Here is a 23795-nt window from a genome sequence, read left to right on the forward strand (position 1 = left end):
CTACGCATCCCGGGAGGATACGACGCTCAGTGCGCCGCCTGCAGAGCCTTCGCCAGTACCCGCGGGGCCTCGGCCAGCGAGGGGCCGTACCAGGTCAGATGGCGGCCGCAGACCAGGGCGGCGGGCAGGCCCGGGAAGGCCTGCGGGCCATCCTCGGCCGTGAAGCGGTACGGCTCGTCCGGGAGCACCACCAGATCACAGCCCGCGGCCGCGAGCTCCTCCACCGGCACCCGGGGATACCGCTCCGGATGCCCGGCGTAGACGTTGCGGACCCCGAGCCGCGCCAGCAGGTCCCCCGCGAAGGTGTCGCGGCCCAGCACCATCCACGGCCGCCGCCAGATCGGCACGAAAGCGGTGCGGACATCCACCGGCTCGACCCGGGCCCACGCCCGCTCCGCGTCCGCCAGCCACCCCGGCCGCGCCAGACCCAGTGCCCCCACGAGCACGCGGTCCAGCTCCCGCAGCGCCTGCGGCAGGTCCCGGACCTCGGTGACCAGTACCTCCACCCCGGCCGCGCGCAGCGCCGCCAGGTCGGGGGCCCGGTTCTCCTCCTCGTTGGCGATGACCAGGTCCGGCCTGAGCTCCGCGATCCGCCGCACGTCGGGGTTCTTCGTCCCGCCGATCCGCACCGCCCCGCCGAGGTCCCCGGGGTGGGTGCACCAGTCGGTGACCCCGACCAGTGCGCCCGGCGCGCTCACGGCCACCGCCTCGGTCAGCGAGGGCACGAGCGAGACGATCCGCCGCACGCCGCTCAGTGTCCCGGCGACGGGGGCTCGGAGGTGGCGTGGATGTGCTCGCCCACCGCGACCACCAGGATCCGGGTCTCCTCGGTGACCGCCCGCCAGCGGTGGCGCACTCCGCCGGACAGGAACAGCGCGTCCCCGCTCTCCAGCCGGTAGGCACGCCCCTCCGCCTCGACCTGACAGGCGCCCTCGACCACGTACATCAGTTCGTCGTTGCGGTGCTGGTACTCGCGTCCGGCGTCCTGGTCCCCGGTGAACTCCATCGCGTGCAGCTGGTGGTGCCCGCGCACGAGGGGCCGTACGCCCGGCATCGGGGTGAGCCCGGAGGCGTCACCTGCCCGTACGAGGTCCACCGTGCGCGCGGTGTCGGAGGCGGCCAGCAGCTCGACGGCCGTGGTCTCCAGCGCGTCCGCGACCCGCTCCAGGGACCGCATGCTGGGCCGGGCCCGCTCGTTCTCTATCTGACTCAGGAAGGGCACCGACAGGCCGCTGCGCGCGGACACGGCAGCGAGCGTGAGGTGCAGCGCGCGGCGCCGCTTGCGCACGGCCACGCCCACCCGGAGCGGCTCCTTGCCGTCCTTGTCCCTGCCCTTGTCGTCCCTGTCGTTCAGCTTGCCGTTCAGGCCGTCCGTACGTGCCGTGCTGTCCGTGCCATCGGTGCCGTCGGTGCCGTCCCTGTCGTTCATGTCGGGGCTGCCCTCCCCCTGTCTGTCGCACATCGGTGTGCTGTAAGCACCTTACGCAGCAACCGCCTCCGGTTTCGCGTGCACGGGTCTTCCCGTACCCGTGCGATCACGGTCCGTCGCGGTGCGGGGTGTCCCGGCGGGCGAGACATCCGCCGGGGCTCGTTGCGGCATCATCGACTCCGTGACGACACGACGCCTGATGCTCCTGGACACCGCCTCCCTCTACTACCGCGCCTACTTCGGTGTGCCGGACTCGGTGAAGGCCCCCGACGGCACCCCGGTCAACGCCGTGCGCGGCCTGCTCGACTTCATCGGCCGCCTCGTCCAGGACCACCGGCCGGACGATCTGGTGGCCTGCATGGACGCCGACTGGCGGCCGCACTGGCGGGTGGAGCTGATCCCCTCGTACAAGGCCCACCGGGTGGCCGAGGAGACCGCGACCGGTCCCGACGTCGAGGAGACCCCGGACACCCTCGCCCCCCAGGTCCCGATCATCGAGGCGGCGCTGGACGCCTTCGGCATCGCCCGGGTGGGCGTCGCCGGGTACGAGGCGGACGACGTGATCGGAACGCTAACCGCCCGCGCTCGAGGACCGGTGGACATCGTCACGGGCGACCGCGACCTCTACCAGCTGGTGGACGACGCCCGGCAGCGCCGGGTCCTGTACCCCCTCAAGGGCGTGGGCACCCTCCAGGTGACGGACGAGGCGTGGCTGCGCGAGAAGTACGGGGTGGACGGCCCCGGTTACGCGGACCTGGCGCTGCTGCGCGGCGACCCGAGCGACGGGCTGCCGGGCGTCCCCGGCATCGGCGAGAAGACGGCCGCCAAACTCCTCGACGCCTACGGCACCCTGGCCGGGATCATCGCGGCGATCGACGACCCGAAGTCGAAGCTGACCCCCACCCAGCGCAAGCGGCTCGACGAGTCCCGGCCGTATCTGGCGGTGGCCCCCAAGGTGGTCCAGGTGGCCTCGGACGTCCCGCTGCCGGCCTTCGATCCGGCCCTTCCGGCGGCCCCGGCGCAGCCCGAACTGGTGGAAGCACTAGCCCATCGGTGGGGTCTGGGGGGCGCTGTCGCTCGCCTGAGCAGCGTGCTGCGCCGCTGAGGTGATAACTTAGGTAAGGCTAAGTTTCATGGAGTCAGGGGAGTCACCGTGGCAGAAGGACGCGCCCGCACCGTCGGCACCGCCGTCGTCGTACGCACCGAGCGGCTGTCGCCGCATATGGTGCGGCTCGTACTGGGCGGGGAGGGCCTCCGGGAGTTCGGCGTGGGCGACTACGCCGACCAGTACGTCAAGCTGCTGTTCGCGCCGGTGGGCATTACCTACCCCGCACCGTGGGACCTCGAACGGATCCGCACCGACTTTCCCCGGGCGCAGTGGCCGCGCCAGCGCGCCTACACGGTCCGCTGCTGGGATCCCGTCCACCTGGAACTGACCCTCGACTTCGTCGTCCACGGCGACGAGGGCCTCGCCGGCCCCTGGGCGGCGCGTGTGCAGCCGGGTGAGCTCGTACGCTTCCTCGGCCCGGGCGGCGCCTACGCCCCGGAGCCGGCGGCCGACTGGCACCTCCTGGTCGGCGACGAGAGCGCCCTGCCCGCGATCGCCGCCGCGATGGAGCGGATGCCGGCGGGCGCGCGGGTCCACGCCATCGTGGAGATCGACGGCCCGGACGACGAGCTGAAGATCGCCACCCCGGACGGCATCGTCCCGATCTGGCTGCACCGCGGCGACCGCCCGGTCGGCGAGGCGCTGGTGGAGGCGGTCACCTCCCTGGAGTTCCCCTCCTCCGACGTGCACGCGTTCGTCCACGGCGAGGCCGGATTCGTGAAGGACCTCCGCCGCCACCTCCGCATGGAGCGCGGCATCCCGCGCGAACGCCTGTCGATCTCGGGCTACTGGCGCCTGGGCGAGACGGACGAGGGCTGGCGCGCGATCAAGCGCGACTGGAACGCGTCGGTGGAGGCCGAACAGGAACACCGCGCCGCTGCCTAAAGGTTTCGTCGGCGTTCGAGGCGCTGCTCCAGCCTCGCCGGCGTTCGAGGCGGGGGTCCGGGGGGCAGCGCCCCCGGCAACGGCGCCGCACGCGCACCCGGCGGCATCGGCGCCGCGCGCTCCGCGGCTCCCGGCGGGATAATGGGCCCATGCGTACGCGCCACGCGCTCGGGGCGGCAGGCGCCGCGGTCCTTCTTACCGCGGCGGCGGCCGTGCCCGCGGCCACCGCCGCGCCCAGCCCACCCCCCGCCCCGAAGCCCCAGATCACGGACGCCGCCGTCGACAAGGCCGTCGCCCGCCTCGACCGCACCGTCGAGGACATGATGCGCCGCACCGGCGTCCCCGGTGTGTCCGTGGCCGTGGTCCACGACGACAAGGTCGTCCACATCAAGGGCTACGGGCTCCGCAGGACCGGCGAGAGTGCCAGAATCGGCCCCGACACCGTGTTCCAGCTCGCCTCGGTGTCCAAACCCGTCTCCTCCACGGTCGTGGCCGGCGCCCTCACCGACCCCCAGAAGTGGGACGACCGAACCGTCCTGCCCGGGTTCTCCCTGAAGGACCCCTGGGTCACCGGCCATGTCACCACCGCCGACCTGTTCTCCCACCGCAGCGGCCTTCCCGACCACGCCGGAGACCTCCTCGAAGACCTCGGCTACGACCAGGCGTACATCCTCGACCACCTGCGGCTGGAGCCCCTCGACCCGTTCCGGGCGAGCTACGCCTACACCAACTTCGGTCTCACTGCGGCCGCCGAGGCCGTGGCCCGCGCCAAGGGCACCAGCTGGCAGAAGCTCAGCGCCGACACCCTCTTCAAGCCCGCCGGCATGACCCGTACGAGCACCGAGTTCTCCGCATTCATCAACTCCCCCGACCACGCCTCCACCCACGTCAAGAACGCCGACGGCACCTGGAGCCCTCGCTTCGTCCGCGACCCGGACGCCCAGGCCCCGGCCGGCGGTGTCAGCTCCACCGCCACCGACATGGCCCGCTGGCTGCGGCTGCAACTGGCGGGCGGCACCCTCGACGGGAAGCGGATCATCCCCGCCGACGCCCTCGCCCGGACCCACCTGCCCGAGATCGTGTCCCAGCCGACCAACGCCGTCGGCACCACCAGCTTCTACGGCCTCGGCTGGAACGTCGGCTACGACGGCGCCGGCCGCGTACGCCTGAGCCACTCCGGCGGCTTCGAACTCGGAGCCAACACCAACGTCACCATGCTCCCGCTGGAGCGGCTCGGCATCGTCGTCCTGACCAACGGCGCCCCGGTGGGCCTGCCCGACGCCGTGGCCCTGGACTTCTTCGACTATGCCGAGCACGGCAAGGTCACCACCGACTGGCTCCCGCTGACCGCCTCCGCCTACGCCGCGGCCCTCGCACCCCCGGGCGCGCCGACCACCGACTACGCCCACCCGCCCACCGCGGCGCAGCCGGCCCGGAACAGCGCCGCGTACACCGGGACCTACGACAACCCCTACTACGGCAAGGCCACCGTGACCGCCGACGACAACGGCGCGCTCACCCTCGCCCTCGGCCCGAAGCCCTTGCGCTTCCCGCTCACCCACTACGACGGCGACACCTTCAGCTTCGTGACGGCGGGCGAGAACGCCGTCGGCCGTACCGGGGTGACCTTCGCCGACGGCACCCTGCGCGTCGAGTACCTCGACACCGAGCACCTGGGCACTTTCACCCGGCAGTAGCCGCATAGCCTGTCCCCCGATGAGACGCCGAGCCCAGCCACCCCCCTCGCCCCTCCCCCAGCGCGCCGGGATCGACCCGGTCCGGCTGCGGCTGCCGCCCGACCCGGAAGGGGCCTGGCCGGATCTCGGCGACTACCTCGCCGCGCGCTACGCCGGCACCCGCGGCGCCGAGTCGATGGCGCACCTGCTGGACGCGGGCCGGGTACATGGCGCCGAAGGGCAGGTGATGGGCGCGCAGGACCCGTACGAGCCGGGCGCCTACCTGTGGTTCCACCGGGACATGGCGCCGGAGCCGCGGGTGCCCTTCCCGATCGCCGTCGTCCACCGGGACACGCACCTGCTGGTTGTGGACAAGCCGCACTTCCTGGCGACCACCCCGCGCGGCAGCCACGTCACCGAAACCGCCCTGGCCCGGCTCCGTGACGAGCTGGAGCTGCCCGAGCTCAGCCCGGCGCACCGGCTGGACCGGCTGACGGCGGGACTGGTGATGTTCAGCGTCCGGCCCGAGGACCGCGGGGCCTACCAGCTCCTCTTCCAGCGGCGCGAGGTGCACAAGGAATACGAGGCGCTCGCGCCCCACGACCCGGAGCTCGCCCGCACCCTCCCCCGCACACTCCGCAGCCGGATCGAGAAGGCCCGCGGGGTCATGGCGGCGGTCGAGGTGCCGGGCGGCGAGCCCAATGCCGAGAGCCTCGTCGAGTGCGTCGGGGCCCGTGAGGGGCTGGCCCGCTACCGGCTGACCCCGCGCACCGGCCGTACGCACCAGCTGCGGGTCCACATGAACAGCCTGGGCCTGCCCATCCTGGGCGACCCGGTGTACCCGCGGGTCACGGACCCGGCCCCGGACGACTACCGCAGGCCCCTGCAACTCCTGGCCCGGGTGCTCGCGTTCACCGACCCGGTGACCGGCACCGCGCACCGCTTCGAGAGCCGCCGCACCCTCCGCGCCTGGGACGACCGGGCGGGCTGGGAGGAAGGAACGGGCGGCTAGTCCCCGGGGCCGGCGCCCGCGATCCGCAGCGCTGCGTCGGCGGTGGCCTCGGCGAAGGCCACCACCGGGCGCGCCGGATCCGCGCGGTGGACCAGCATGACGCCCTCGATGAGGCCGAAGACCAGGTCGCCTCGGAGCGTCAGCCCCGCCCGGTCCCCGGCCAGTTCGGCGCCGGCCCGGGTCCCGTCGAGCAACACCCGGTAGGCGTGCTTGAGTTCTCCGCGCATCCGGCGGAACCGCGCGAAGCGCGAGCCGCCCACCTCGGGCAGCAGGTAGAGCGCCCCCAGGTTGTACGGCCCCCCGCACAGCAGCAGTACATCAGAGCGGCACAGCTCCCACAGCCTCCGCGCGGCGGGCCGCCCGCCATCGGCGAGCAGCTGCCGGGCCAGCACCAGCGAGGGTGCGACGGTGGACTCCAGCAGCTCGGCGAGGAGTTCCTCCTTGCCGCCGAAGTAGTGGTACATCGTGGCCTGACGCATCCCGGCCCGTTCGGCGACGGCCCGCGTGGTGGTCGCCGCGTAGCCCTGGGCGGTGAACAACTCGGCCGCCGCGCCGAGGAGTTCCTCGCGCGGCGGCCGGCCGCTGTCCGGTCTCAGCCGGTCGGCACGTGGCCGACCGACCCGTTTCGGACCATCGTCCGCTCCCCCACTCATAGGATCGATCGTCGCACGGCGCACGCCGTTTCGATCATGGCAAGAAATCAGATCAAGCCGCCTCCGCTTTCGGAGGAAGCCCCAAAACCGCCTAGCCGACCGAGCTGTAGGCCACTACACCCCGAAGCAACGCGTCCACGGCCTTGCGGGCATTGCGCGCCACCGTGCTCCCGCTGTCGCCGGAGGCTGCCGGAGCCGCCGCCGCGACCTGCCCGAGCACGTCGATGACCTGCTTGCACCAGCGCACGAAGTCACCGGCCGGCATCTCCGCCTCGCGCAGCACCTCGTCGAGGCTCTTGTCGGAGGCCCACTGGTACGCCGCCCACGCGAAGCCGAGGTCCGGCTCGCGCTGGCCCACGCCCTCCGCCTGGTTGATGCCGTGCTCCTCCTCCAGCGCATCGAGCCGGCCCCAGATGCGGACCATCTCGCCCAGCGCTTCCTTCGCCGCGCCGCCCGGCACCTTCGGGGCGACCGCGTCGTCGGACTGCCGTGCCTCGAAGACCAGCGCCGAGACGCAGGCGGCCAGTTCGGCAGGGCTCAGGCCCTCCCACACCTTGGCCCGCAGGCATTCGGAGGCCAGCAGGTCCAGCTCCCCGTACAGCCGGGCGAGCCGCTTGCCGTGCACGGTGACCTCGTCCTCGCGCAGGTAGTCCAGCTCCGTCAGCAGCGCGTGGATCCGGTCGAAGGTGCGGGCGATGGTGTTCGTCCGGCCCTCGATCCGCCGCTCCAGCTGCTGGGTGTCCCGCTTGAGCCGGTAGTAGCGCTCCGCCCAACGGGCGTGGTCCTCGCGCTCGTCGCAGCCGTGGCAGGGGTGCGCCCGCAGCTCACTGCGCAGCCGGGCGATCTCTCGGTCGTCGGCGGCCGCGGCCCGGCCGCGGGCCTGCCGCTCGGGTGTGATGTGCCCGGCTTTGGTCCGCAGCTGGGAGGCCAGGTCCCGACGGGACTGCGGCGAGCGCGCGTTGAAGGTCTTGGGGATCCGCATCCGGTCGAGGGCCTCGACCGGAACGGGGAAGTCGATCGCGGCGAGCCGCTTGACCTGCCGCTCGGCGGTGAGCACCAGCGGGCGCGGGCCCTCGGCGTACTCGTGCCCTCGGTGCCCGTTGACCCGCCCGGCCGGCACGCCCGGGTCCAGGACCAGCGCGAGCCCGGCGAACTTGCCCGTCGGCACGTGGATGATGTCGCCCGGCTTGAGCTTCTCCAGCGAACTGGCCGCCTGCACACGGCGCTGCGCCGCGCCCTGCTTGGCCAGGTCCGTCTCACGGTCCTTGAGGTCGCGGCGCAGCTGCGCGTACTCCTCGAAGTTCCCCAGGTGGCAGGTCATGCCCTCCTGGTAGCCCTCCAGGCCCTCCTCGTTGCGCTGCACCTGCCGGGAGATCCCGACGACCGATCGGTCGGCCTGGAACTGCGCGAAGGAGGTCTCCAGCAGCTCGCGCGAGCGGTGCCGCCCGAACTGGCTGACCAGGTTCACGGCCATGTTGTAGGACGGCTTGAAGCTGGAGCGCAGCGGATACGTACGGGTGCCGGCGAGCCCGGCGAGCCCCGCCGGGTCCATACCGCGCTGCCAGAGCACCACCGCGTGGCCCTCGACGTCGATGCCGCGCCGCCCGGCCCGGCCGGTCAGCTGCGTGTACTCGCCGGGGGTGATGTCGGCGTGCTGCTCGCCGTTCCACTTGACCAGCTTCTCCAGGATGACCGTGCGGGCGGGCATGTTGATGCCCAGCGCCAGGGTCTCCGTGGCGAAGACGGCCTTGACCAGGCCGCGGACGAAGAGCTCCTCCACGACCTCCTTGAAGGTGGGCAGCATGCCCGCGTGGTGCGCGGCGATGCCGCGCTCCAGCCCTTCGAGCCACTCGTAGTACCCGAGGACGTGCAGGTCCTCGGTGGGGATGGAGGAGGTCCGCGCCTCGACGATCTCGCGGACCCTGAGGCGCCCGGCTTCGTCGTTGAGCCGCAGGCCCGCGAACAGGCACTGCTGGACGGCGGCCTCGCAACCGGCTCGGCTGAAGATGAAGTTGATGGCGGGCAGCAGCCCGTCGTTGTCGAGGCGGGCGATCACCTCGGGGCGGGACGGGGTCCAGATGCGGCCGCGGGAGCGCCGCTCGCGCTCGCGGTCGGCCTCACGGACCATCTTTCCGCGCCGCCGGTCCTTCGGACTGTAGGAGCGGCTGTTCTCCTCGCGCGCCAGGCGCAGCAGGTCGGGATTGACCTCCCGGCGCGCGGAGCCGCGGCCGCCGTGATCGGACTCCTCCTCGAAGAGGTCGTGGATCCGGCGGCCGGCCATGACGTGCTGCCACAGCGGTACGGGCCGCTCCTCGGAGACGATCACCTCGGTGTCCCCGCGCACGGTGTCCAGCCAGTCGCCGAACTCCTCGGCGTTGGACACGGTGGCCGACAGGGAGACCAGGGTCACCGACTCGGGAAGGTGGATGATCACTTCTTCCCAGACGGCCCCGCGGAACCGGTCGGAGAGGTAGTGGACCTCGTCCATCACGACGTAGCCGAGGCCGCGCAGCGACTGGGAGCCCGCGTAGAGCATGTTGCGGAGCACCTCGGTGGTCATCACGACCACCGGCGCCTCGGAGTTGACGCTGTTGTCGCCCGTCAGCAGGCCCACCTTGTCGGCGCCGTAGCGCTTGACGAGGTCGGCGAACTTCTGGTTCGACAGCGCCTTGATCGGCGTCGTGTAGAAGCACTTGCGGCCCTGTTGGAGGGCCAGGTGCACGGCGAACTCGCCGACGATGGTCTTGCCCGAGCCGGTAGGAGCGGCGACGAGAACGCCTTTGCCGGCCTCCAGCGCCTTGCAGGCCTCGACCTGATAAGGGTCCAGATCGAATTCGTACATCTCGCGGAAGGGGGCCAGGGCAGTGGCCTCTTCGGCGGCGCGGATCCGGGCAGCGGCGTACCGCTCGGCGGGTGAGAGTTCTTCGGTCATCTTGTTCTCGAGCCTACCCGCCACCTCCGACAACAGTCGCGATCATTTAAGTGAGCAGCCGGGCGGCCCGCGGGACGCACTCGGCGGTCACCGGCAGCCTTCCCAGCGGCCCGCCGTCCGCGTACGCCGCCCGGACAGCCGAAGCGGCCGGCTGCGCGGCGTGCGCGCCCCGGCCGCGTCCGGCGGTGGGATTGACGAAGAGGGTGATCTCGTGGCTCATCCGGCGCAATGCCCGACCGGTCCCCCGGGGCACCTGTCAGGTGGCGTCGTCGTAACCGTTGATCCGCTGGCGTTCGCCGTCGGCCTGCTCGGGCAGGGCCGCGGGGGCCGGGACCGATTCCAGTCGGCCGATCGGCGCCGGGGTGAGGTCCAGCTCGGAGGCCTCGTCGTCGCTCAGCCCCGCGTCGGGGTCGTTGCGCCGGCGCCTGCGGTCGTTGAGGAGACAGAGACCCAGGGCCGCGAAGTAGAGGGCCACGATGGGCAGGGCAAGCGCGAGCATGGTCGGCGGGTCACCGGTGGGGGTGGCGAAGGCGGCGAAGATCGTGATGCCGAGGACCATGCCCCGCCACCAGCTCGCCAGCCGCTTGCCGGTGAGCACACCGGTGAAGTTCAGCAGGATCAGCAGCAGCGGCAGCTCGAAGGCCAGGCCGAACACGAGCACCATGCGGGTGACCAGGTCGAGGTAGTCGTCGACCGGCAGCAGGTTGCGCGCGTGGTCGGGCGTGAACTCGAGCATGATCGTCGCGGTCTGCGGGAGGATCTTGTACGCGAGCACCGCGCCGGTCAGGAACAGAGGCGCTCCGACCGCGACGAAACTGCGCGCGTACTTCTTCTCGTGGTTGTGCAGCCCGGGCGCGGCGAACGCCCACAGCTGGTACAGCCACACCGGTGCGGAGAGCACCACACCGGCCATCAGCGAGACCTTCAGGGCGATCGAGAACGCCGAGATGAGGCCGTTCACAGTCATGTCGGCGCAGGGGCGGCCGTTGCGCTGGGTCACCACACCGTTGGTGCAGCCGACGGAGTCGAGCATCGGCTTCAACAGGAAGTTGATGATGTCCCGGTAGAAGAAGGCGGCGACGATCGTGATCACCAGGATCGCGATCACCGACTTCAGCAGGCGGTTCCGCAGTTCACGCAGGTGCTCGACGAGAGGCATGCGCCCTTCGGCGTCCTTTGCCTGTCGTTCCTTCTTCTCCTGCTTGCGGGCAGAGTTGAGCAACCCACGTCCCTTGTCTCGTTGCAGATGACTGGCGTGTACGGCGGGTGTCAGCCCTGGGTGGTGCGGTTCGGCTCGCTGACCGGACGGGAGCTGCTGACATCACCCGGCGCGGCCTGGATGGTACGCGGGGCGACCGGCTGCTGCGCGGGCTGGTCCGCGGGCGCGACGGTGGCGGCTTCGTCGCCCTCGCCGTCCTTCTTCATCGCCTTGGCCTCGCTCTTGAGGATGCGGGCCGACTTGCCGAGGGAGCGGGCCATGTCGGGGAGCTTCTTGGCGCCGAACAGCAGGATGATGACGCCGAGAATGACGAAGATTTCCCAACCCCTGAGGTTGCCCATAGGTATTTTCCTTTTCTCCGAGGTTCACAGCACACCGGCACGGACGCCCAGGACTGTCTCTACCGAGGATCGTAACCCCAGGGGGTTAACGCCCGGCAATCCCCGGGCGTCCCCGCGCTTGCACCCTGACCTGTCGCTTATGCCCTTGTCGCACGCATTCGCCCCGATTACTGGGGCCGTACGCCGTGTCCCGCCCGGGCCAGGTCGACCGCGGCGGCCTCAAGATCGGCCGAAGCGGCGGTGATCCGGCGGCTCGCCAGGACCACCTGCGAGGACAGTCTGCGCACCTCCAGGAACACCCGCACGGCCAGCACGGCGAGCACGGACAGTCCGAGGAAGCCCAGGGCAATTGCGAACATCGGCCACAGCATGGGGCGAGCCTAGGCCACCCACCGGATCAGATGCTGCGCAGGGTGCTCACGCCACCGCCGGTCAGCAGTTCCACGATGCGCTCACCTGCCGGTTTGCGGACGGCAGCGCCGCATTCAGGGCAGGTGAAGGAGTAGAACGTGGTACGCCGGCTGCCGCCGATGGCCAGCCGCAGCGCACCCGCGTCCAGCTCGAAGCGGGCCCGGCAGTCGGGGCAGGAGGCCGTGAAGGCGACGGGCTCGGACGTGGGCGACATCGACCGCGCTCCCCTCAGACCTGTTCCCCGTACCCCGCGAGTGCCTCTCGAGCGGCGCTCCGCGCGCTCTCCGCCAGCTCTGCGGGAGCGACGATCCGCCCTTCGCGCCCCAAGCGCAGGGCGAGCCTGCGCAGCGAGGCCGGGTCCGGGCTGCGCAGCGTGATCCGCAGACCGCCCCCGGGCAGTTCCTCGGCGCTGTCGTGCGGGTAGTACTCGGCGACCCAGCGCCCGCCCGGCCCCACCTCGACGACGACCTCGGGGTCCTCGGCAGCCGGCTGGACCAGGCCCACGGACAGGTCGCGCGGCTCGATGGCGGGCGGATCGGACCGCTCGTCCAGCAGCCGGATCTCCGCGACGCGGTCGAGGCGGAAGGTGCGCCGGGCCTCGGAGAGGTGGCACCAGCCCTCCATGTAGGTGTGCCCCACAGCGAAGAGCCGGATCGGGTCGACCGTGCGCTCGGTGAGCTCGTCCCGGGCGGGCGAGTAGTAGCGCAGCCACAGCCGCCGGCGCTCCGCGATGGCCCGGTCGACGTCCGCGAAGACCCCGCCCTCGGACTCGAAGGTCACCGACAGCCGGGAGCTGGCCCCGGCCGCCTCGCCGGCGGCCGCCTCCAGCTTGGCCGTGGCCCGCAGCAGGGCGTCCCGGTCGCTCTCGCGCAGCCCGGGCAGGGTCGCGACCGCGCGCGCGGCCACCAGCAGCGCGGTCGCCTCGTCGGCGGCCAGTCGCAGCGGTTCGGCGGTGGACTCCCCCGAGGCGTCGGGATTGCGCCACCAGATGCGCTCCCCGTCGGTGTCGATGTCGAGCAGGTCCCCGCCCCGGAAGCTCGTCCCGCACATGGGCAGCACGTCGAGGTCCGAGATCAGCTCGTCCTCGGTGATCCCGAAGGCCCGCGCGACGTCCGCGACGTGCGCCCCGGGGCGCTCGCGCAGGTAGGTCACCAGGGACAGCATCCGGCGGGTCTGGTCGATGGCGTTGGCAGCCATGCTGGTACGTCTCCCCCTCAGGGCACGTCGTGGATGTGCTCGTGTCGAACGGTGCGGCCGCGGATCGGCCGCCGGGCCCGCGGGCCCGGAGCGGGGTCCCGGTCAGGCCCGGGCGACGGCCCGCAGCCGGTCCACCACGTCCGCCCGCAGGTCGGCGGGACCGACCACGACGACGTCGGGCCCGAACTCCACCAGCCAGGCGTCCAGACCGTGACCGTAAGGGATCTCCAGCTCGTCCCAGCCGTCCCCGCCCTCGCGCACCGCGGTGGCCTTGGCCCGCAGCGGGTAGCCCGCCCCGGCCCGCAGCCGGATCAGCGCGGAACGGTCCGCGCTCTCCCCGGCCCAGCTCGCGACGGTCTCCCGTACGGTCACCACGTCCGGCACCTCGGCGGTGTACTTCGCGGCCCGGGAGCGGACCTTGCCGGTGATCCGGGAGAGCCGGAACACCCGCTCCGCCCCGCGCTCCCGGTCGTAGCCGGCCAGGTACCAGTGGCCGCGCCAGCACTCCAGCGCCCAGGGCTCCACCTGTCGGGCCTCGGGCCGGGCGGCGGTGGACTTGCGGTAGTCGAAGACCACCGGCCGGCGGTCCCGGCAGGCCAGCATCAAGGGCTCGAAGGCCGCCTCGTGGACCGGGATGCGCGGTTCGATCGCGCTGTGCTGTCCCTCGTACGGGTCCTCCGCCTCGGGCATCCCGCCCGCGCGCAGCTTCTGCAGGGCCCCGCTGGCGGCCCCCGCCAGCCGTGCCTGCTGCCAGACCTTGGCCGCCAGCCCCAGGGCGGCGGCCTCCTCGGCGTCCAGCGAGACGGGAGGCAGCCGGTTGCTGTCGCGCCGGGCCAAGTAGCCCGTCTCGCCGTCCAGGTTCTCCACCGTCTCGATGACGAGGCCGAGTTCGCGCAGATCGTCCTTGTCCCGCTCGAACATGCGGTTGAAGGACTCGTCGTTGCCGGCCTCCATGTAGGCCTCGATGGAACCGCGCAACTCGCGCTTGCTGAGCGGCCGTCGGGTCCCCAGCAGACACAGCGCCAGATTCATCAGCCGCTCGGCCTTGGCAATCGCCATCGACGCCCTTCCGCCCTTCTCCGCCTGCACATCCGTCGAACCGTCACACGGGCCGCGACCGGTCGCGCGGGGCCCGTGACGGTTGACCGTACCGCCCCGGCGCGCCGGGGCAAAAGCGAGGGGCCCCCGCCGGACGGCGGGGGCCCCTGCACCGATCGCGGATGTCCGGATCAGCCGACCTTGACCAGGTCGCAGACGAAGATCAGCGTCTCGCCCGGGGCGATCGCGTCGCCCGCGCCACGGTCGCCGTAGGCGAGGTGGGCGGGGATGACCAGCTTGCGGCGGCCGCCGACCTTCATGCCCTGGACGCCCTGGTCCCAGCCCGAGATGACCTGGCCGACACCGAGCTGGAACTGCAGCGCGGAGCCGCGGTTCCAGGAGGCGTCGAACTCCTCGCCGGTGGAGAAGGCCACGCCGACGTAGTGGACGGAGACCCGGTCGCCCTTCTTGGCCTCGGCGCCGTCGCCCAGCCAGACGTCGTCGATCACGAGGTCCTTGGGGGCCTCGCCCTCGGGGAAGTCGATCTCGGGCTTCTGGAGGTCACTCACGGAACTTCTCCTCATACGTACGAAACGGTCAACCGGAACAGTCTTACATCACGGCGAGGATGTCGAGGCTGAAGACCAGCGTCGACTTCGCCGGGATGGTGCCCTGCTCCTTGTCGCCGAACGCCATGTCCGGCGGGATGACCAGCAGGATGCGGCTGCCGACCTTCTTGCCGACCAGGCCGTCCTTCAGACCCTTGACCGAGAGCTCACCCAGCGGCCAGGTGACCGTCTGGCCGCTGGTGTAGGTGCTCTCGAAGGACTTGTCGTCCTTCCAGGTCTTGCCGTTGAACTTGACGACGACGCTGTCGGTGTCCTTCACGACCGGGCCGTCGCCCTCCAGGACGTAGCTCGAGACCAGCTTGGTGGGCTCCGCGGTGTCCTTCGGAACGGTGACGGAGACTTCCTTGCCGTCCGTGTTCGTGCCGACCTTGGGCAGGTCCTTGTTCTCCTGGGCGACTTCCTTGCCCGTGGCCGAGGCCGGGACGGTCGCGCCCTTGACGATGTCCACGACGAAGACCAGCGTCGCGTTCGCCTGGATCTTCGGGGGCGAACCCTGCGCTCCGTAACCGAGCTCCGGCGGGATCACCAACTCGACACGGCTGCCGACCTTCTGACCCTCCAGGCCCTGGTCCCAGCCCTTGATGACGGCGCCGGCGCCGATGGTCAGGTCGAACGGCGCGGGCCGCCCGAAGCTCTGGTCGAAGGGCTCCTTGCCGTCCCACACCTGGCCGAGGTAGTTGACCTGCGCGATGTCGTTCTTCTTCAGCACCTGCCCGGTGCCCTCGCTGATGGTCACCACCTTCAGCTCCTTGGGCGGGGTGCCCGTCCCCTTCGACAGGGTGGGCGTCTCCCCGAACGCGGCTCCCTTGGTGATCGCGGGGGCCCCGTTCTTCATCTGGGCGGAGTCGGAGCCGCTGTCGTCGCCACACGCTGCGGTCGTCAGCAGCAGAAGGGGTACGACTAGCAGGCCGGCAAGTCGGCGCACGGGTTCCTCAGATCTCAGACGGCATAGCGGTCGCTCGCCACTCTAAGCCGTGCACAGGGCCCCGTACGAGAGACGTACGAGGCCCTGGAGAGGAGTGTGATGTCACACTGCGGTCACTCTGCGCTGCTACATGCCTGCGATCAGCTTCTCCACCCGGTCGTCCACCGACCGGAACGGGTCCTTGCACAGCACCGTCCGCTGCGCCTGGTCATTGAGCTTCAGGTGCACCCAGTCGACCGTGAAGTCCCGGCGCTGCTCCTGCGCCCGGCGGATGAAGTCGCCGCGCAGCCGCGCCCTCGTCGTCTGCGGGGGCACCGACTTGCCCTCGAAGATCTTGAGGTCGTTGCAGATCCGCGCTGCCTGCCCCTTGCGCTCCAGCAGGTAGTACAGCCCGCGCCGACGGTGGATGTCGTGATACGCGAGGTCTATCTGAGCCACTCGCGGATTCGACATGGTCATGTTGTGCTTGGCCCGGTACCGCTCGATCAGCTGGTACTTCATGACCCAGTCGATCTCGGTCCCGATCCGGTCCAGGTCCTCCGCGTCGATCGCGTCGAGCGTGCGGCCCCACAGCTCCAGCACCTGGTCCACCACGCCGGTGCGGATGCCCCGGCGCTCGGCGAAGTCCACGGCCTTGTCGTAGTACTCGCGCTGGATCTCCAGCGCCGAGGCCTCCCGGCCGCTCGCCAGGCGCACCTTGCGCTGGCCCGTGATGTCGTGGCTGACCTCGCGGATGGCCCGGATCGGGTTCTCCAGGGTCAGGTCCCGCATCACCGTGCCCGCCTCGATCATGCGCAGCACCAGGTCGGTGGCCCCGACCTTGAGCAGCATGGTCGTCTCGGACATGTTCGAGTCACCGACGATGACGTGCAGCCTGCGGTAGCGCTCGGCGTCCGCGTGCGGCTCGTCCCGGGTGTTGATGATCGGCCGTGAGCGGGTCGTCGCGGAGCTCACGCCCTCCCAGATGTGCTCGGCCCGCTGGCTCACGCAGTAGACCGCGCCCCGCGGGGTCTGCAGCACCTTGCCCGCACCGCAGATCAGCTGCCGCGTGACCAGGAACGGGATGAGGATGTCCGCCAGGCGGGAGAATTCTCCGTGCCGGGCCACCAGGTAGTTCTCGTGGCAACCGTACGAATTGCCCGCCGAGTCGGTGTTGTTCTTGAAGAGATAGACGTCGCCCGCGATTCCCTCCTCGTGCAGGCGGCGCTCGGCATCGACGAGCAGTCCTTCGAGAATGCGCTCGCCGGCCTTGTCGTGGGTGACCAGTTCGGTCAGGTTGTCGCATTCCGGTGTTGCATATTCCGGATGCGACCCCACGTCGAGGTACAGGCGGGCGCCGTTCCGCAGGAAGACATTGCTGCTGCGGCCCCATGACACAACACGGCGGAAGAGGTAGCGCGCCACTTCGTCAGGAGACAGTCGGCGCTGTCCCCTGAACGTGCACGTGACGCCGTACTCGTTCTCCAGCCCGAAAATGCGGCGGTCCATGACTGAACATTACGCTTCTGGCCCTGTTCTGAAACCGAGTTCGAGAGCGCCGTTTCGATCAGTTCCCCGCAGCGGGCCGATCGACGCCCCGATCCCACCCCGATCTCGGCCCCGATCGGCCCATCCCCCGCACCCGCCGTCAGCCCGCCGACGGCACGTCACGGGAGCCGTCCGACACACCGTCAGCCGAGCCCGCGACCGCGCGGGCCCGGCCGCCCGTTGCCATCGCCCGCTGAGTGGACATCAGCACCAGCAGCGCCGCGACGCCCGCCACGCTCGCCACACCGAAGCCCGCCGCGGTACCGCCCAGCTCCACCGACGGCCCCGCGGCCGCCGTGCCGATCGCCGCGCCCACCCCGAAGAACGTCACCAGCCACGAGAACGCCTCCGTCACCGTGCCCGCCGGAGCGTGCCGGTCCACGACGATGAACGCGCACGCCAGCGAGGGCGCCAGGAACACACCCGACAGCGCCGCCAGCGCCGTCATCGCCACCGGCCCCGGAACCAGCATCAGCGGCAGGTAGCAGACCGCCAGCAGCGCCACCAGGAGCCGCAGCCGCCGCTCGGGGGTACCGGCCCACTGCCGGGCCCCGTAGAACACACCGCCGATCAGCGCGCCCAGTCCCAGCGCGGCCATCAACCAGCCGTACACCGCCTGGCCGCCGTGCTCGTCGGCGTACGCCACACCGGCCACCGTGATCGAGCCCAGCGCCATGCCCACGAAGAAGAACGCGCCGAGCAGCGCCAGCAGCCCGCGCGAGCGCAGCGCGCCCAGCCAGTGCGCCTCCCGCGGCTCAGAGCGCCACTTCCGGGACGGCTCACTGACCACCACGGACAGCGCGCCCAGCACGCCGATCGCGTTGAGCGCCAGCAGCGCGCCCGCCGGCGACCACACCGCCACGAACAGCGTCACGAGCAGCGGACCGACGGTGAACATGATCTCCTGGGCCACCGCGTCCATCGCGTACGCGGCGTGCACCTTCTCCTCGCGGCCGCCCAGCACCCCCGGCCACAGGGCTCGCAGCCCGCCCTCCAGCGGCGGCGTGAACAGCCCCGCGACCACCACCGCGGCGTACGCGGCCCACGCCGACCCCGTGCCCGCGAGCGCCAGCCACAGCATGCCCAGCGCGGACACCACCGCGGCCGGCAGCTGGACCCGCGGCTGCCCGACCAGGTCCACGGCCCGGCCCAGCAGCGGCTGACCCACCGCGTTCGCCAGTCCGTACGCCGCGGCGAGCGCGCCCGCCAGGCTGTAGCTGCCTCCCTCGGCGCGCGTGAACAGCACGATCGCGATCGGCCCGGTGGCATTGGGCAGCCGGCCCACGAGCGTGCCCGCCAGCAGCCTCGCGGCGTGCCGGGTCCTCAGCAGCTCCGCGTATCCCGCGGCCATGTCCGCCCCCTTCTGCCCGGATCCAGCCGGGAGTAACCAAGTAATACGTATAACCTGACGCGTCATACGTACCATGGCCGCAGTCCGCGGGTCCACCCCGCGGACCCGCGACACCGCCCGACCTCGCACTTCAGGAGCCCCGTGTGACGAGACCCACCAGCCGCGACGTGGCCACCGCAGCCGGGGTCTCCCAGGCCACCGTCTCCCTCGTCCTCGGGGACAAATGGCCCGGCCGCGTCTCCGAGCGCACCGCGACCCACGTCCGAGAGACCGCCACCCGCCTCGGCTACCGCCCCAACCTCGCCGCCCGCAACCTCCGCCTCGGCACCACCCGCACCGCCCTCCTCGTCGTCCCCGCCCTCACCAACGAGTTCTTCGCCCGCGTCTACACCGGAGCCGCCCGCGTCGCCGCCGAACACGGCTTCGGCGTCGTGCTCTACCCGTCCCCCGACGGCACCGGCCCCGCCCGCGACCCGTTCGCCTCCGCCCGCGCCGCCCTCGACGGGGTCATCGCCTCCTCCATGGCCGCCGACGCCCTCGACGCCATCGGCGGCGACACCCTCCCCCTCGTCATGCTCGACAGCGACCCCGCCGCGGGCACCGCCGCCGCCCACGTCAACCTCGCCATGGCCGACGGCATGCGCCAGATCACCGAGCACCTGCTCGCCCTCGGCCACCGCCGCTTCCTCCACCTCGCCTCCGCCGTCGACTCCTGGACCTTCGACACCCGCGCCGGGGCGCTGGCGGCCCTTCTGGGCCCCGGCACCGAGCTGCGCACCGTACGCTCCGCCCTCACCGTCGACGGCGCCCGGGAGGCCATGGAGGCCACCCTGGCCACCCCCCGGGACCGGCCCACCGCCGTCGTCTGCGACGACGACATCCTCGCCGCCGGCGCCTGCAAGGCCGCCCGGCGCCTCGGCCTGCGCATCCCCGAGGACCTCTCCATCACCGGATTCGACGACCTCGCCCTCGCCACCGCCGTCGAGCCCGAGCTCACCACCGTCCACCTCCCCGCCGAGCGCGTCGGCGAACAGGGCATGACCGCCCTCCTCGCGGTTCTCGAGGGCGGCACCTGGACCGGCCCCGACCTCCCGGTCCGGCTCGTCGTGCGCGACTCCTCCGGCCCGGCCCCCACCGCCTGACCCGGGCCCCGGCTCATTGGGCACCGGGCACCGGGCACGACGAAGCCCCGGCCCGCCGCAATGGCGAACCGGGGCTCACGCCACACCGGGCCTACTCGGCGTCGTCCTCCGGCGCCTCGTCGTTGGACACGGCATCGGCCTGCACCGCCGCCGTCACATCCGCCTCCAGCAGCCGCGACAGCTGCCGTCCCCGGATCCGCTTGAACTTGCGCTGCTGGGACCGCGTCCGGTCCAGCACCGCGACCTCCAACCGCTCGGCCGGAATCGCCTTGTCCGCGCCGTTGGCCTGGCTGGACAGCGCCTGCACCGCCAGCTTCAACGCCTCCGACAGGGTCATCCCGTCCTGGTGACGCTGATCGAGGAAGGTGCTGATCTGCTCGGCGTTGCCACCGACCGCGACCGAACCGTGCTCGTCGACGATCGACCCGTCGTGCGGCAGCCGGTAGATCTGGTCGCCGGCCGCGGTCGCGCCGACCTCCGCGACCACCAGCTCCACCTCGTACGGCTTCTCACCGGCCGAGGAGAAGATGGTGCCGAGCGTCTGCGCGTAGACGTTCGCCAGCCCACGGGCCGTCACATCGTCGCGGTCGTAGGTGTATCCGCGCAGATCCGCGTACCGCACACCGCCGATCCGCAGGTTCTCGTACTCGTTGTACTTGCCGGCGGCCGCGAAGCCGATCCGGTCGTAGATCTCGCTGAACTTGTGCAGCGCGCGGGACGGGTTCTCGCCGACGAACACGATGCCGTCGGCGTACTGCAGCACGACCAGGCTGCGACCGCGGGCGATGCCCTTGCGGGCGTATTCCGCCCGGTCGGCCATGGCCTGCTGGGGTGACACATAGAACGGAGTCGACACCGGCTGTCCGTCCCTTTCTTCTGGGCTCCTACGGGGCGGCGGATGGTCAGAGCAGGGCGGCGCGCGGGCCGTCGGGCTGCTCCAGCCGACGGTTGGTGACCTTACGGGCGAGCTCCTGCGACTCGTCGTCGGTCAGCCTGCGGAACCCCTCGTCCGTGATGACGGTGACGATCGGGTAGATGTGGCGGTAGAGATCCGGCCCACCGGTCGCCGAGTCGTCGTCAGCCGCGTCGTACAGCGCCTGAACGACCAGGGTGGTGGCCTGCTCCTCCGTCAGATCGGGGCGGAAGAGCTTCTTCATGGAGCCCCGGGCGAAGATCGAACCGGAACCGGTGGCGGCGTAGCCGTGCTCCTCGGAGCGGCCGCCGGTCACGTCGTAGGAGAAGATCCGGCCCTTCTCCTTGGCCTCGTCGTACCCGGCGAACAGCGGGACCACGGCCAGGCCCTGCATGGCCATGCCGAGGTTGCTGCGGATCATGGTGGAGAGCCGGTTGGCCTTGCCCTCCAGGGACAGGGTCGTCCCCTCCACCTTCTCGAAGTGCTCCAGCTCCAGCTGGAACAGCTTGACCATCTCCACGGCCAGGCCGGCCGTACCGGCGATACCGACGGCGGAGTACTCGTCGGCGGGGAACACCTTCTCGATGTCCCGCTGCGCGATCATGTTCCCCATGGTCGCCCGCCGGTCACCGGCGAGGACGACCCCGCCGGGGAAGGTGGCGGCGACGATGGTCGTCCCGTGCGGCGCCTCGATGACGCCCTCCGGCAGCTTGCGGTTGCCGGGCAGCATCTCGGGCGAGTGCGCCCCGAGGAAGTCCATGAAGGACGAGGACCCCGGCGTCAGGAAGGCTGCCGGTAGACGCCCTGTGCTACGAGTGTTGGCTTCCACAGGTTTCCTTCCACGTAAGCGGCTGCACGCCTCATGACGTCCGGCCGATCCTTGAACTGCCCCAGGGCTGCGTTACAGCTGAAGCACAGTACGCCTCGGACCCTACCCGTCTGATGATCGTGATCAACGTGCTCTGCGGAGCCTTCTTGGCAGATCACGCAGACACCGCCCTGAGCGGCGATCATCTGGTCGCGCTGAGCCTCGGTGATGCCGTACGAACGCTTCAAGTGGCCCGCCCGACCCTGAACGGCCTTGCACGCCTTGCACCGAGTGGATAAGCCGTCGGACGCCGAGGCGTTCTTGTGCCACTCGTTGCGCGGCTTCACCTCACCGCAAGGCCGGCAGAACTTGTGGCCGGACGGTACGTCCACTCTCTCTTTGACGACCTTGCCTCTGGCCGCCTGGCGGCGCCGGTAGTGCGCGGCGCTGTACGCGGCCACGCACTCACGACACCTCGACTGAAGGCCGTCGCCACGGTTCCGGTCTAGGGCGAACCCGCTCAGCGGCACGTCCCGGCTGCATCCGGGACACCACTTCGTTCCATTGGACATGGAGCCAATGCTGGCGAGTTCGCCTTAGATTCGAAGGCTATTCGCCGCCTTTTTGTACGAAACTCCGAACGAAATCCTCGGCATTTTCTTCGAGTACATCGTCAATCTCGTCAAGTACGGAGTCGACGTCGTCGGAGAGCTTTTCCTGGCGCTCCTTGAGGTCGGTCGATTCCTCGACCGCCGCCTCCTCGACCTCCTCGGTCGAGCGCGTCGCCTTCTGCTGTCCGCCGCCGGTGTCCTTGGTCGCCATGTCTACCTCACCCCGCTCGGTTCGCACGCTCACACAGAGAGACCCCGGATCGGGATCTCCCAAGATCAGACCCTACGTCGGACCCTACAAGGAGGGTCCGACATTCGTCCCCGTAGTTGTTCAAAAGCTCCGGCGCAACGTCCGGCTCTCTTCATGATTCCCGGACCGGAGGTCTTTCAGGCCCTTTCACTGCCCCGAAAGCACCCGGACCAGGTCCTCCGCCGTGCGGCAGCGGTCCAGGAGCTCCTTGACGTGGTTGCGGGTCCCCCGCAGGGGTTCCAGCGTCGGGACCCGCTGGAGCGAGTCGCGGCCCGGCAGGTCGAAGATCACCGAGTCCCAGGAGGCCGCGGCCACGTCGTCCGCGTACTGCTCGAGGCAGCGGCCGCGGAAGTAGGCCCGGGTGTCCTCCGGGGGCTTGCTCTGAGCCCGCTCGACCGCGGACTCCTCCACCAGACGCTTCATCTTGCCGCGGGCCACCAGGCGGTTGTACAGGCCCTTCTCGGGCCGTACGTCCGAGTACTGGAGGTCCACCAGGTGCAGCCGCGCCGCGTCCCACTCCAGCCCGTCCCGGCGCCGGTAGCCCTCCAGGATCTCCCGCTTGGCGATCCAGTCCAGCTCCCCCGACAGGCTCATCGGGTCGGTCTCCAGCCGGCTCAGCACGTCCTCCCAGCGGCCCAGCACATCCTTGGTCTGCTCGTCGGCGTCGGACCCGAAACGTTCGTCCACGTACTTCCGGGCCAGCTCGAAGTACTCCATCTGGAGTTGCACGGCGGTCAGGGTGCGGCCGCTGCGCAGCGTGATGAGGTGCTGGAGGTCGGGGTCGTGGGAGACCTGGTGCAGGGTGCGTACGGGCTGGTCGACGGCCAGGTCGACGTTGATGAACCCGTCCTCGATCATGGACAGGACAAGTGCGGTCGTGCCGAGCTTGAGGTAGGTGGAGATCTCCGAGAGGTTCGCGTCGCCGATGATCACGTGCAGCCGGCGGTACTTCTCGGCGTCCGAGTGCGGCTCGTCCCGGGTGTTGATGATGGGCCGCTTCAGGGTGGTCTCCAGGCCCACCTCGACCTCGAAATAGTCCGCGCGCTGGCTGATCTGGAAGCCGTGCTCGCGGCCGTCCTGGCCGATGCCCACGCGTCCCGCGCCGGTCACGACCTGCCGCGAGACGAAGAAGGGGGTCAGGTGGCGCACGATCTCCGAGAAGGGGGTCTCCCGCTTCATCAGGTAGTTCTCGTGCGTGCCGTAGGAGGCGCCCTTGTTGTCGGTGTTGTTCTTGTAGAGGTGGATCGGCTGGGCGCCGGGCAGCTGGGCGGCGCGCACGGCCGCCTCGGCCATGATCCGCTCGCCGGCCTTGTCCCAGAGGACGGCGTCGAGCGGGTTGGTGATCTCGGGCGAGCTGTACTCGGGGTGCGCGTGGTCGACGTAGAGCCGTGCCCCGTTCGTGAGGATGACATTGGCGAGGCCGATGTCCTCGTCGGTCAGCTGGCTGTTGTCGGCGGCCTCGCGGGCGAGGTCGAAGCCGCGGGCGTCCCGCAGCGGATTCTCCTCCTCGAAGTCCCAGCGGGCGCGTCGCGCCCGGTGCATCGCCGCCGCGTAGGCGTTGACGATCTGGGACGAGGTGAGCATGGCATTGGCGTTCGGGTGCCCCGGGACGGAGATCCCGTACTCCGTCTCGATCCCCATTACTCGCCGTACGGTCATGCGGCCCTCCTTGCCCGGCGGCGCTCCCCTTTCGGGAGCGGCGCTCAAGTACCGCTGGTGCTCCGGTGCGTGTGCCTGT

Annotated in this window: 24 protein-coding genes and 1 pseudogene; 5 read left to right on the top strand and 20 right to left on the bottom strand. The window is 70.9% G+C overall.

The genetic code is table 11. The features are described from left to right. Nucleotides 1-26: 26 nt before the first annotated feature. The gene (locus ACIQZO_RS15355; RefSeq protein WP_403625655.1) at nucleotides 27-746 is read right to left on the bottom strand and encodes a helical backbone metal receptor; all 720 of its coding nucleotides are present in this window, start codon (nucleotides 744-746) and stop codon (nucleotides 27-29) included. A gap of 5 nt (nucleotides 747-751) precedes the next feature. Then, complete coding sequence (locus ACIQZO_RS15360; RefSeq protein ID WP_403625658.1) at nucleotides 752-1462, bottom strand: helix-turn-helix domain-containing protein; 711 nt, start codon at nucleotides 1460-1462, stop codon at nucleotides 752-754. 166 nt (nucleotides 1463-1628) lie between these two features. On the opposite strand from ACIQZO_RS15360, the gene ACIQZO_RS15365 reads away from it, so the two are divergent. The 4 genes from ACIQZO_RS15365 (at nucleotide 1629) to ACIQZO_RS15380 (ending at nucleotide 6110) form a co-directional block, all read left to right on the top strand. Continuing rightward, nucleotides 1629-2534, top strand: coding sequence for a 5'-3' exonuclease H3TH domain-containing protein (locus ACIQZO_RS15365; RefSeq protein ID WP_403625771.1), 906 nt, complete (start codon nucleotides 1629-1631; stop codon nucleotides 2532-2534). 48 nt (nucleotides 2535-2582) lie between these two features. Next, the gene (locus tag ACIQZO_RS15370) at nucleotides 2583-3422 is read left to right on the top strand and encodes a siderophore-interacting protein (protein ID WP_403625661.1); all 840 of its coding nucleotides are present in this window, start codon (nucleotides 2583-2585) and stop codon (nucleotides 3420-3422) included. Nucleotides 3423-3571: 149 nt separating this feature from the next. Continuing rightward, nucleotides 3572-5119 carry a serine hydrolase gene (locus ACIQZO_RS15375; protein WP_403625664.1) on the top strand — a complete coding sequence of 516 codons (1548 nt, stop codon included), beginning with the start codon at nucleotides 3572-3574 and terminating at the stop codon, nucleotides 5117-5119. 19 nt (nucleotides 5120-5138) lie between these two features. After that, entirely contained in the window at nucleotides 5139-6110 is a 972-nt protein-coding gene (locus tag ACIQZO_RS15380; RefSeq protein ID WP_403625667.1) for a pseudouridine synthase, read from the top strand. Here the strand turns inward: ACIQZO_RS15380 and ACIQZO_RS15385 are convergent. The 13 genes and pseudogenes from ACIQZO_RS15385 to ACIQZO_RS15445 form a co-directional block, all read right to left on the bottom strand. Next, complete coding sequence (locus ACIQZO_RS15385; protein ID WP_403625670.1) at nucleotides 6107-6763, bottom strand: helix-turn-helix domain-containing protein; 657 nt, start codon at nucleotides 6761-6763, stop codon at nucleotides 6107-6109. The genes ACIQZO_RS15380 and ACIQZO_RS15385 overlap by 4 nt on opposite strands. Nucleotides 6764-6854: 91 nt before the next feature. Continuing rightward, nucleotides 6855-9695: a DEAD/DEAH box helicase gene (locus ACIQZO_RS15390; RefSeq protein WP_403625673.1), complete on the bottom strand. Its 2841-nt coding sequence runs from the start codon at nucleotides 9693-9695 to the stop codon at nucleotides 6855-6857. A 124-nt stretch (nucleotides 9696-9819) separates the two neighbouring features. After that, a pseudogene (locus tag ACIQZO_RS15395) lies at nucleotides 9820-9915 on the bottom strand (sphingosine kinase); the annotation flags it as partial. A 36-nt stretch (nucleotides 9916-9951) separates the two neighbouring features. Beyond that, nucleotides 9952-10917: a twin-arginine translocase subunit TatC gene (tatC, locus tag ACIQZO_RS15400; RefSeq protein ID WP_403625676.1), complete on the bottom strand. Its 966-nt coding sequence runs from the start codon at nucleotides 10915-10917 to the stop codon at nucleotides 9952-9954. A gap of 47 nt (nucleotides 10918-10964) precedes the next feature. Continuing rightward, a complete protein-coding gene (tatA, locus tag ACIQZO_RS15405) occupies nucleotides 10965-11255 on the bottom strand; it encodes a Sec-independent protein translocase subunit TatA (protein WP_403625679.1) in 291 nt (96 codons plus the stop codon). Nucleotides 11256-11422: 167 nt separating this feature from the next. Continuing rightward, on the bottom strand, nucleotides 11423-11626 hold the full coding sequence (locus tag ACIQZO_RS15410; RefSeq protein ID WP_403625682.1) for a hypothetical protein: 204 nt from the start codon (nucleotides 11624-11626) through the stop codon (nucleotides 11423-11425). Between the two features lie 26 nt (nucleotides 11627-11652). Continuing rightward, the gene (locus ACIQZO_RS15415) at nucleotides 11653-11880 is read right to left on the bottom strand and encodes a hypothetical protein (RefSeq protein ID WP_403625686.1); all 228 of its coding nucleotides are present in this window, start codon (nucleotides 11878-11880) and stop codon (nucleotides 11653-11655) included. Nucleotides 11881-11894: 14 nt separating this feature from the next. Next, nucleotides 11895-12863 carry a helix-turn-helix transcriptional regulator gene (locus ACIQZO_RS15420; protein WP_403625688.1) on the bottom strand — a complete coding sequence of 323 codons (969 nt, stop codon included), beginning with the start codon at nucleotides 12861-12863 and terminating at the stop codon, nucleotides 11895-11897. Nucleotides 12864-12965: 102 nt separating this feature from the next. Next, a complete protein-coding gene (locus tag ACIQZO_RS15425) occupies nucleotides 12966-13922 on the bottom strand; it encodes a helix-turn-helix transcriptional regulator (RefSeq protein WP_403625691.1) in 957 nt (318 codons plus the stop codon). Nucleotides 13923-14092: 170 nt separating this feature from the next. Next, entirely contained in the window at nucleotides 14093-14485 is a 393-nt protein-coding gene (locus tag ACIQZO_RS15430; RefSeq protein WP_403625695.1) for an FKBP-type peptidyl-prolyl cis-trans isomerase, read from the bottom strand. A gap of 28 nt (nucleotides 14486-14513) precedes the next feature. After that, nucleotides 14514-15455 carry an FKBP-type peptidyl-prolyl cis-trans isomerase gene (locus tag ACIQZO_RS15435; RefSeq protein WP_403625698.1) on the bottom strand — a complete coding sequence of 314 codons (942 nt, stop codon included), beginning with the start codon at nucleotides 15453-15455 and terminating at the stop codon, nucleotides 14514-14516. 126 nt (nucleotides 15456-15581) lie between these two features. Continuing rightward, the gene (gene pafA / locus ACIQZO_RS15440) at nucleotides 15582-16943 is read right to left on the bottom strand and encodes a Pup--protein ligase (protein WP_030768414.1); all 1362 of its coding nucleotides are present in this window, start codon (nucleotides 16941-16943) and stop codon (nucleotides 15582-15584) included. A 139-nt stretch (nucleotides 16944-17082) separates the two neighbouring features. Continuing rightward, on the bottom strand, nucleotides 17083-18333 hold the full coding sequence (locus ACIQZO_RS15445; protein WP_403625701.1) for an MFS transporter: 1251 nt from the start codon (nucleotides 18331-18333) through the stop codon (nucleotides 17083-17085). A gap of 143 nt (nucleotides 18334-18476) precedes the next feature. Here ACIQZO_RS15445 and ACIQZO_RS15450 point away from each other — a divergent pair, with 143 nt between their 5' ends. After that, nucleotides 18477-19475, top strand: coding sequence for a LacI family DNA-binding transcriptional regulator (locus tag ACIQZO_RS15450; protein WP_403625703.1), 999 nt, complete (start codon nucleotides 18477-18479; stop codon nucleotides 19473-19475). A 91-nt stretch (nucleotides 19476-19566) separates the two neighbouring features. Here ACIQZO_RS15450 and prcA read toward each other — a convergent pair whose 3' ends face one another. The 5 genes from prcA to dop form a co-directional block, all read right to left on the bottom strand. Further along, entirely contained in the window at nucleotides 19567-20331 is a 765-nt protein-coding gene (gene prcA / locus ACIQZO_RS15455) for a proteasome subunit alpha (RefSeq protein ID WP_030389614.1), read from the bottom strand. Nucleotides 20332-20377: 46 nt separating this feature from the next. Beyond that, on the bottom strand, nucleotides 20378-21217 hold the full coding sequence (gene prcB, locus ACIQZO_RS15460; protein WP_403625707.1) for a proteasome subunit beta: 840 nt from the start codon (nucleotides 21215-21217) through the stop codon (nucleotides 20378-20380). After that, nucleotides 21169-21768 carry an endonuclease VII domain-containing protein gene (locus ACIQZO_RS15465; RefSeq protein ID WP_403625710.1) on the bottom strand — a complete coding sequence of 200 codons (600 nt, stop codon included), beginning with the start codon at nucleotides 21766-21768 and terminating at the stop codon, nucleotides 21169-21171. The genes prcB and ACIQZO_RS15465 overlap by 49 nt, the downstream gene beginning before the upstream one ends. A 37-nt stretch (nucleotides 21769-21805) precedes the next feature. Further along, nucleotides 21806-22018, bottom strand: a complete 213-nt coding sequence (locus ACIQZO_RS15470; protein WP_030233608.1) for a ubiquitin-like protein Pup — start codon at nucleotides 22016-22018, stop codon at nucleotides 21806-21808. Between the two features lie 186 nt (nucleotides 22019-22204). Then, on the bottom strand, nucleotides 22205-23716 hold the full coding sequence (gene dop, locus ACIQZO_RS15475) for a depupylase/deamidase Dop (protein WP_403625714.1): 1512 nt from the start codon (nucleotides 23714-23716) through the stop codon (nucleotides 22205-22207). Nucleotides 23717-23795: the final 79 nt, after the last annotated feature.

It is taken from the genome of Streptomyces sp. NPDC097617 (assembly GCF_044761485.1).
In the GTDB taxonomy this organism is placed as follows: domain Bacteria; phylum Actinomycetota; class Actinomycetes; order Streptomycetales; family Streptomycetaceae; genus Streptomyces.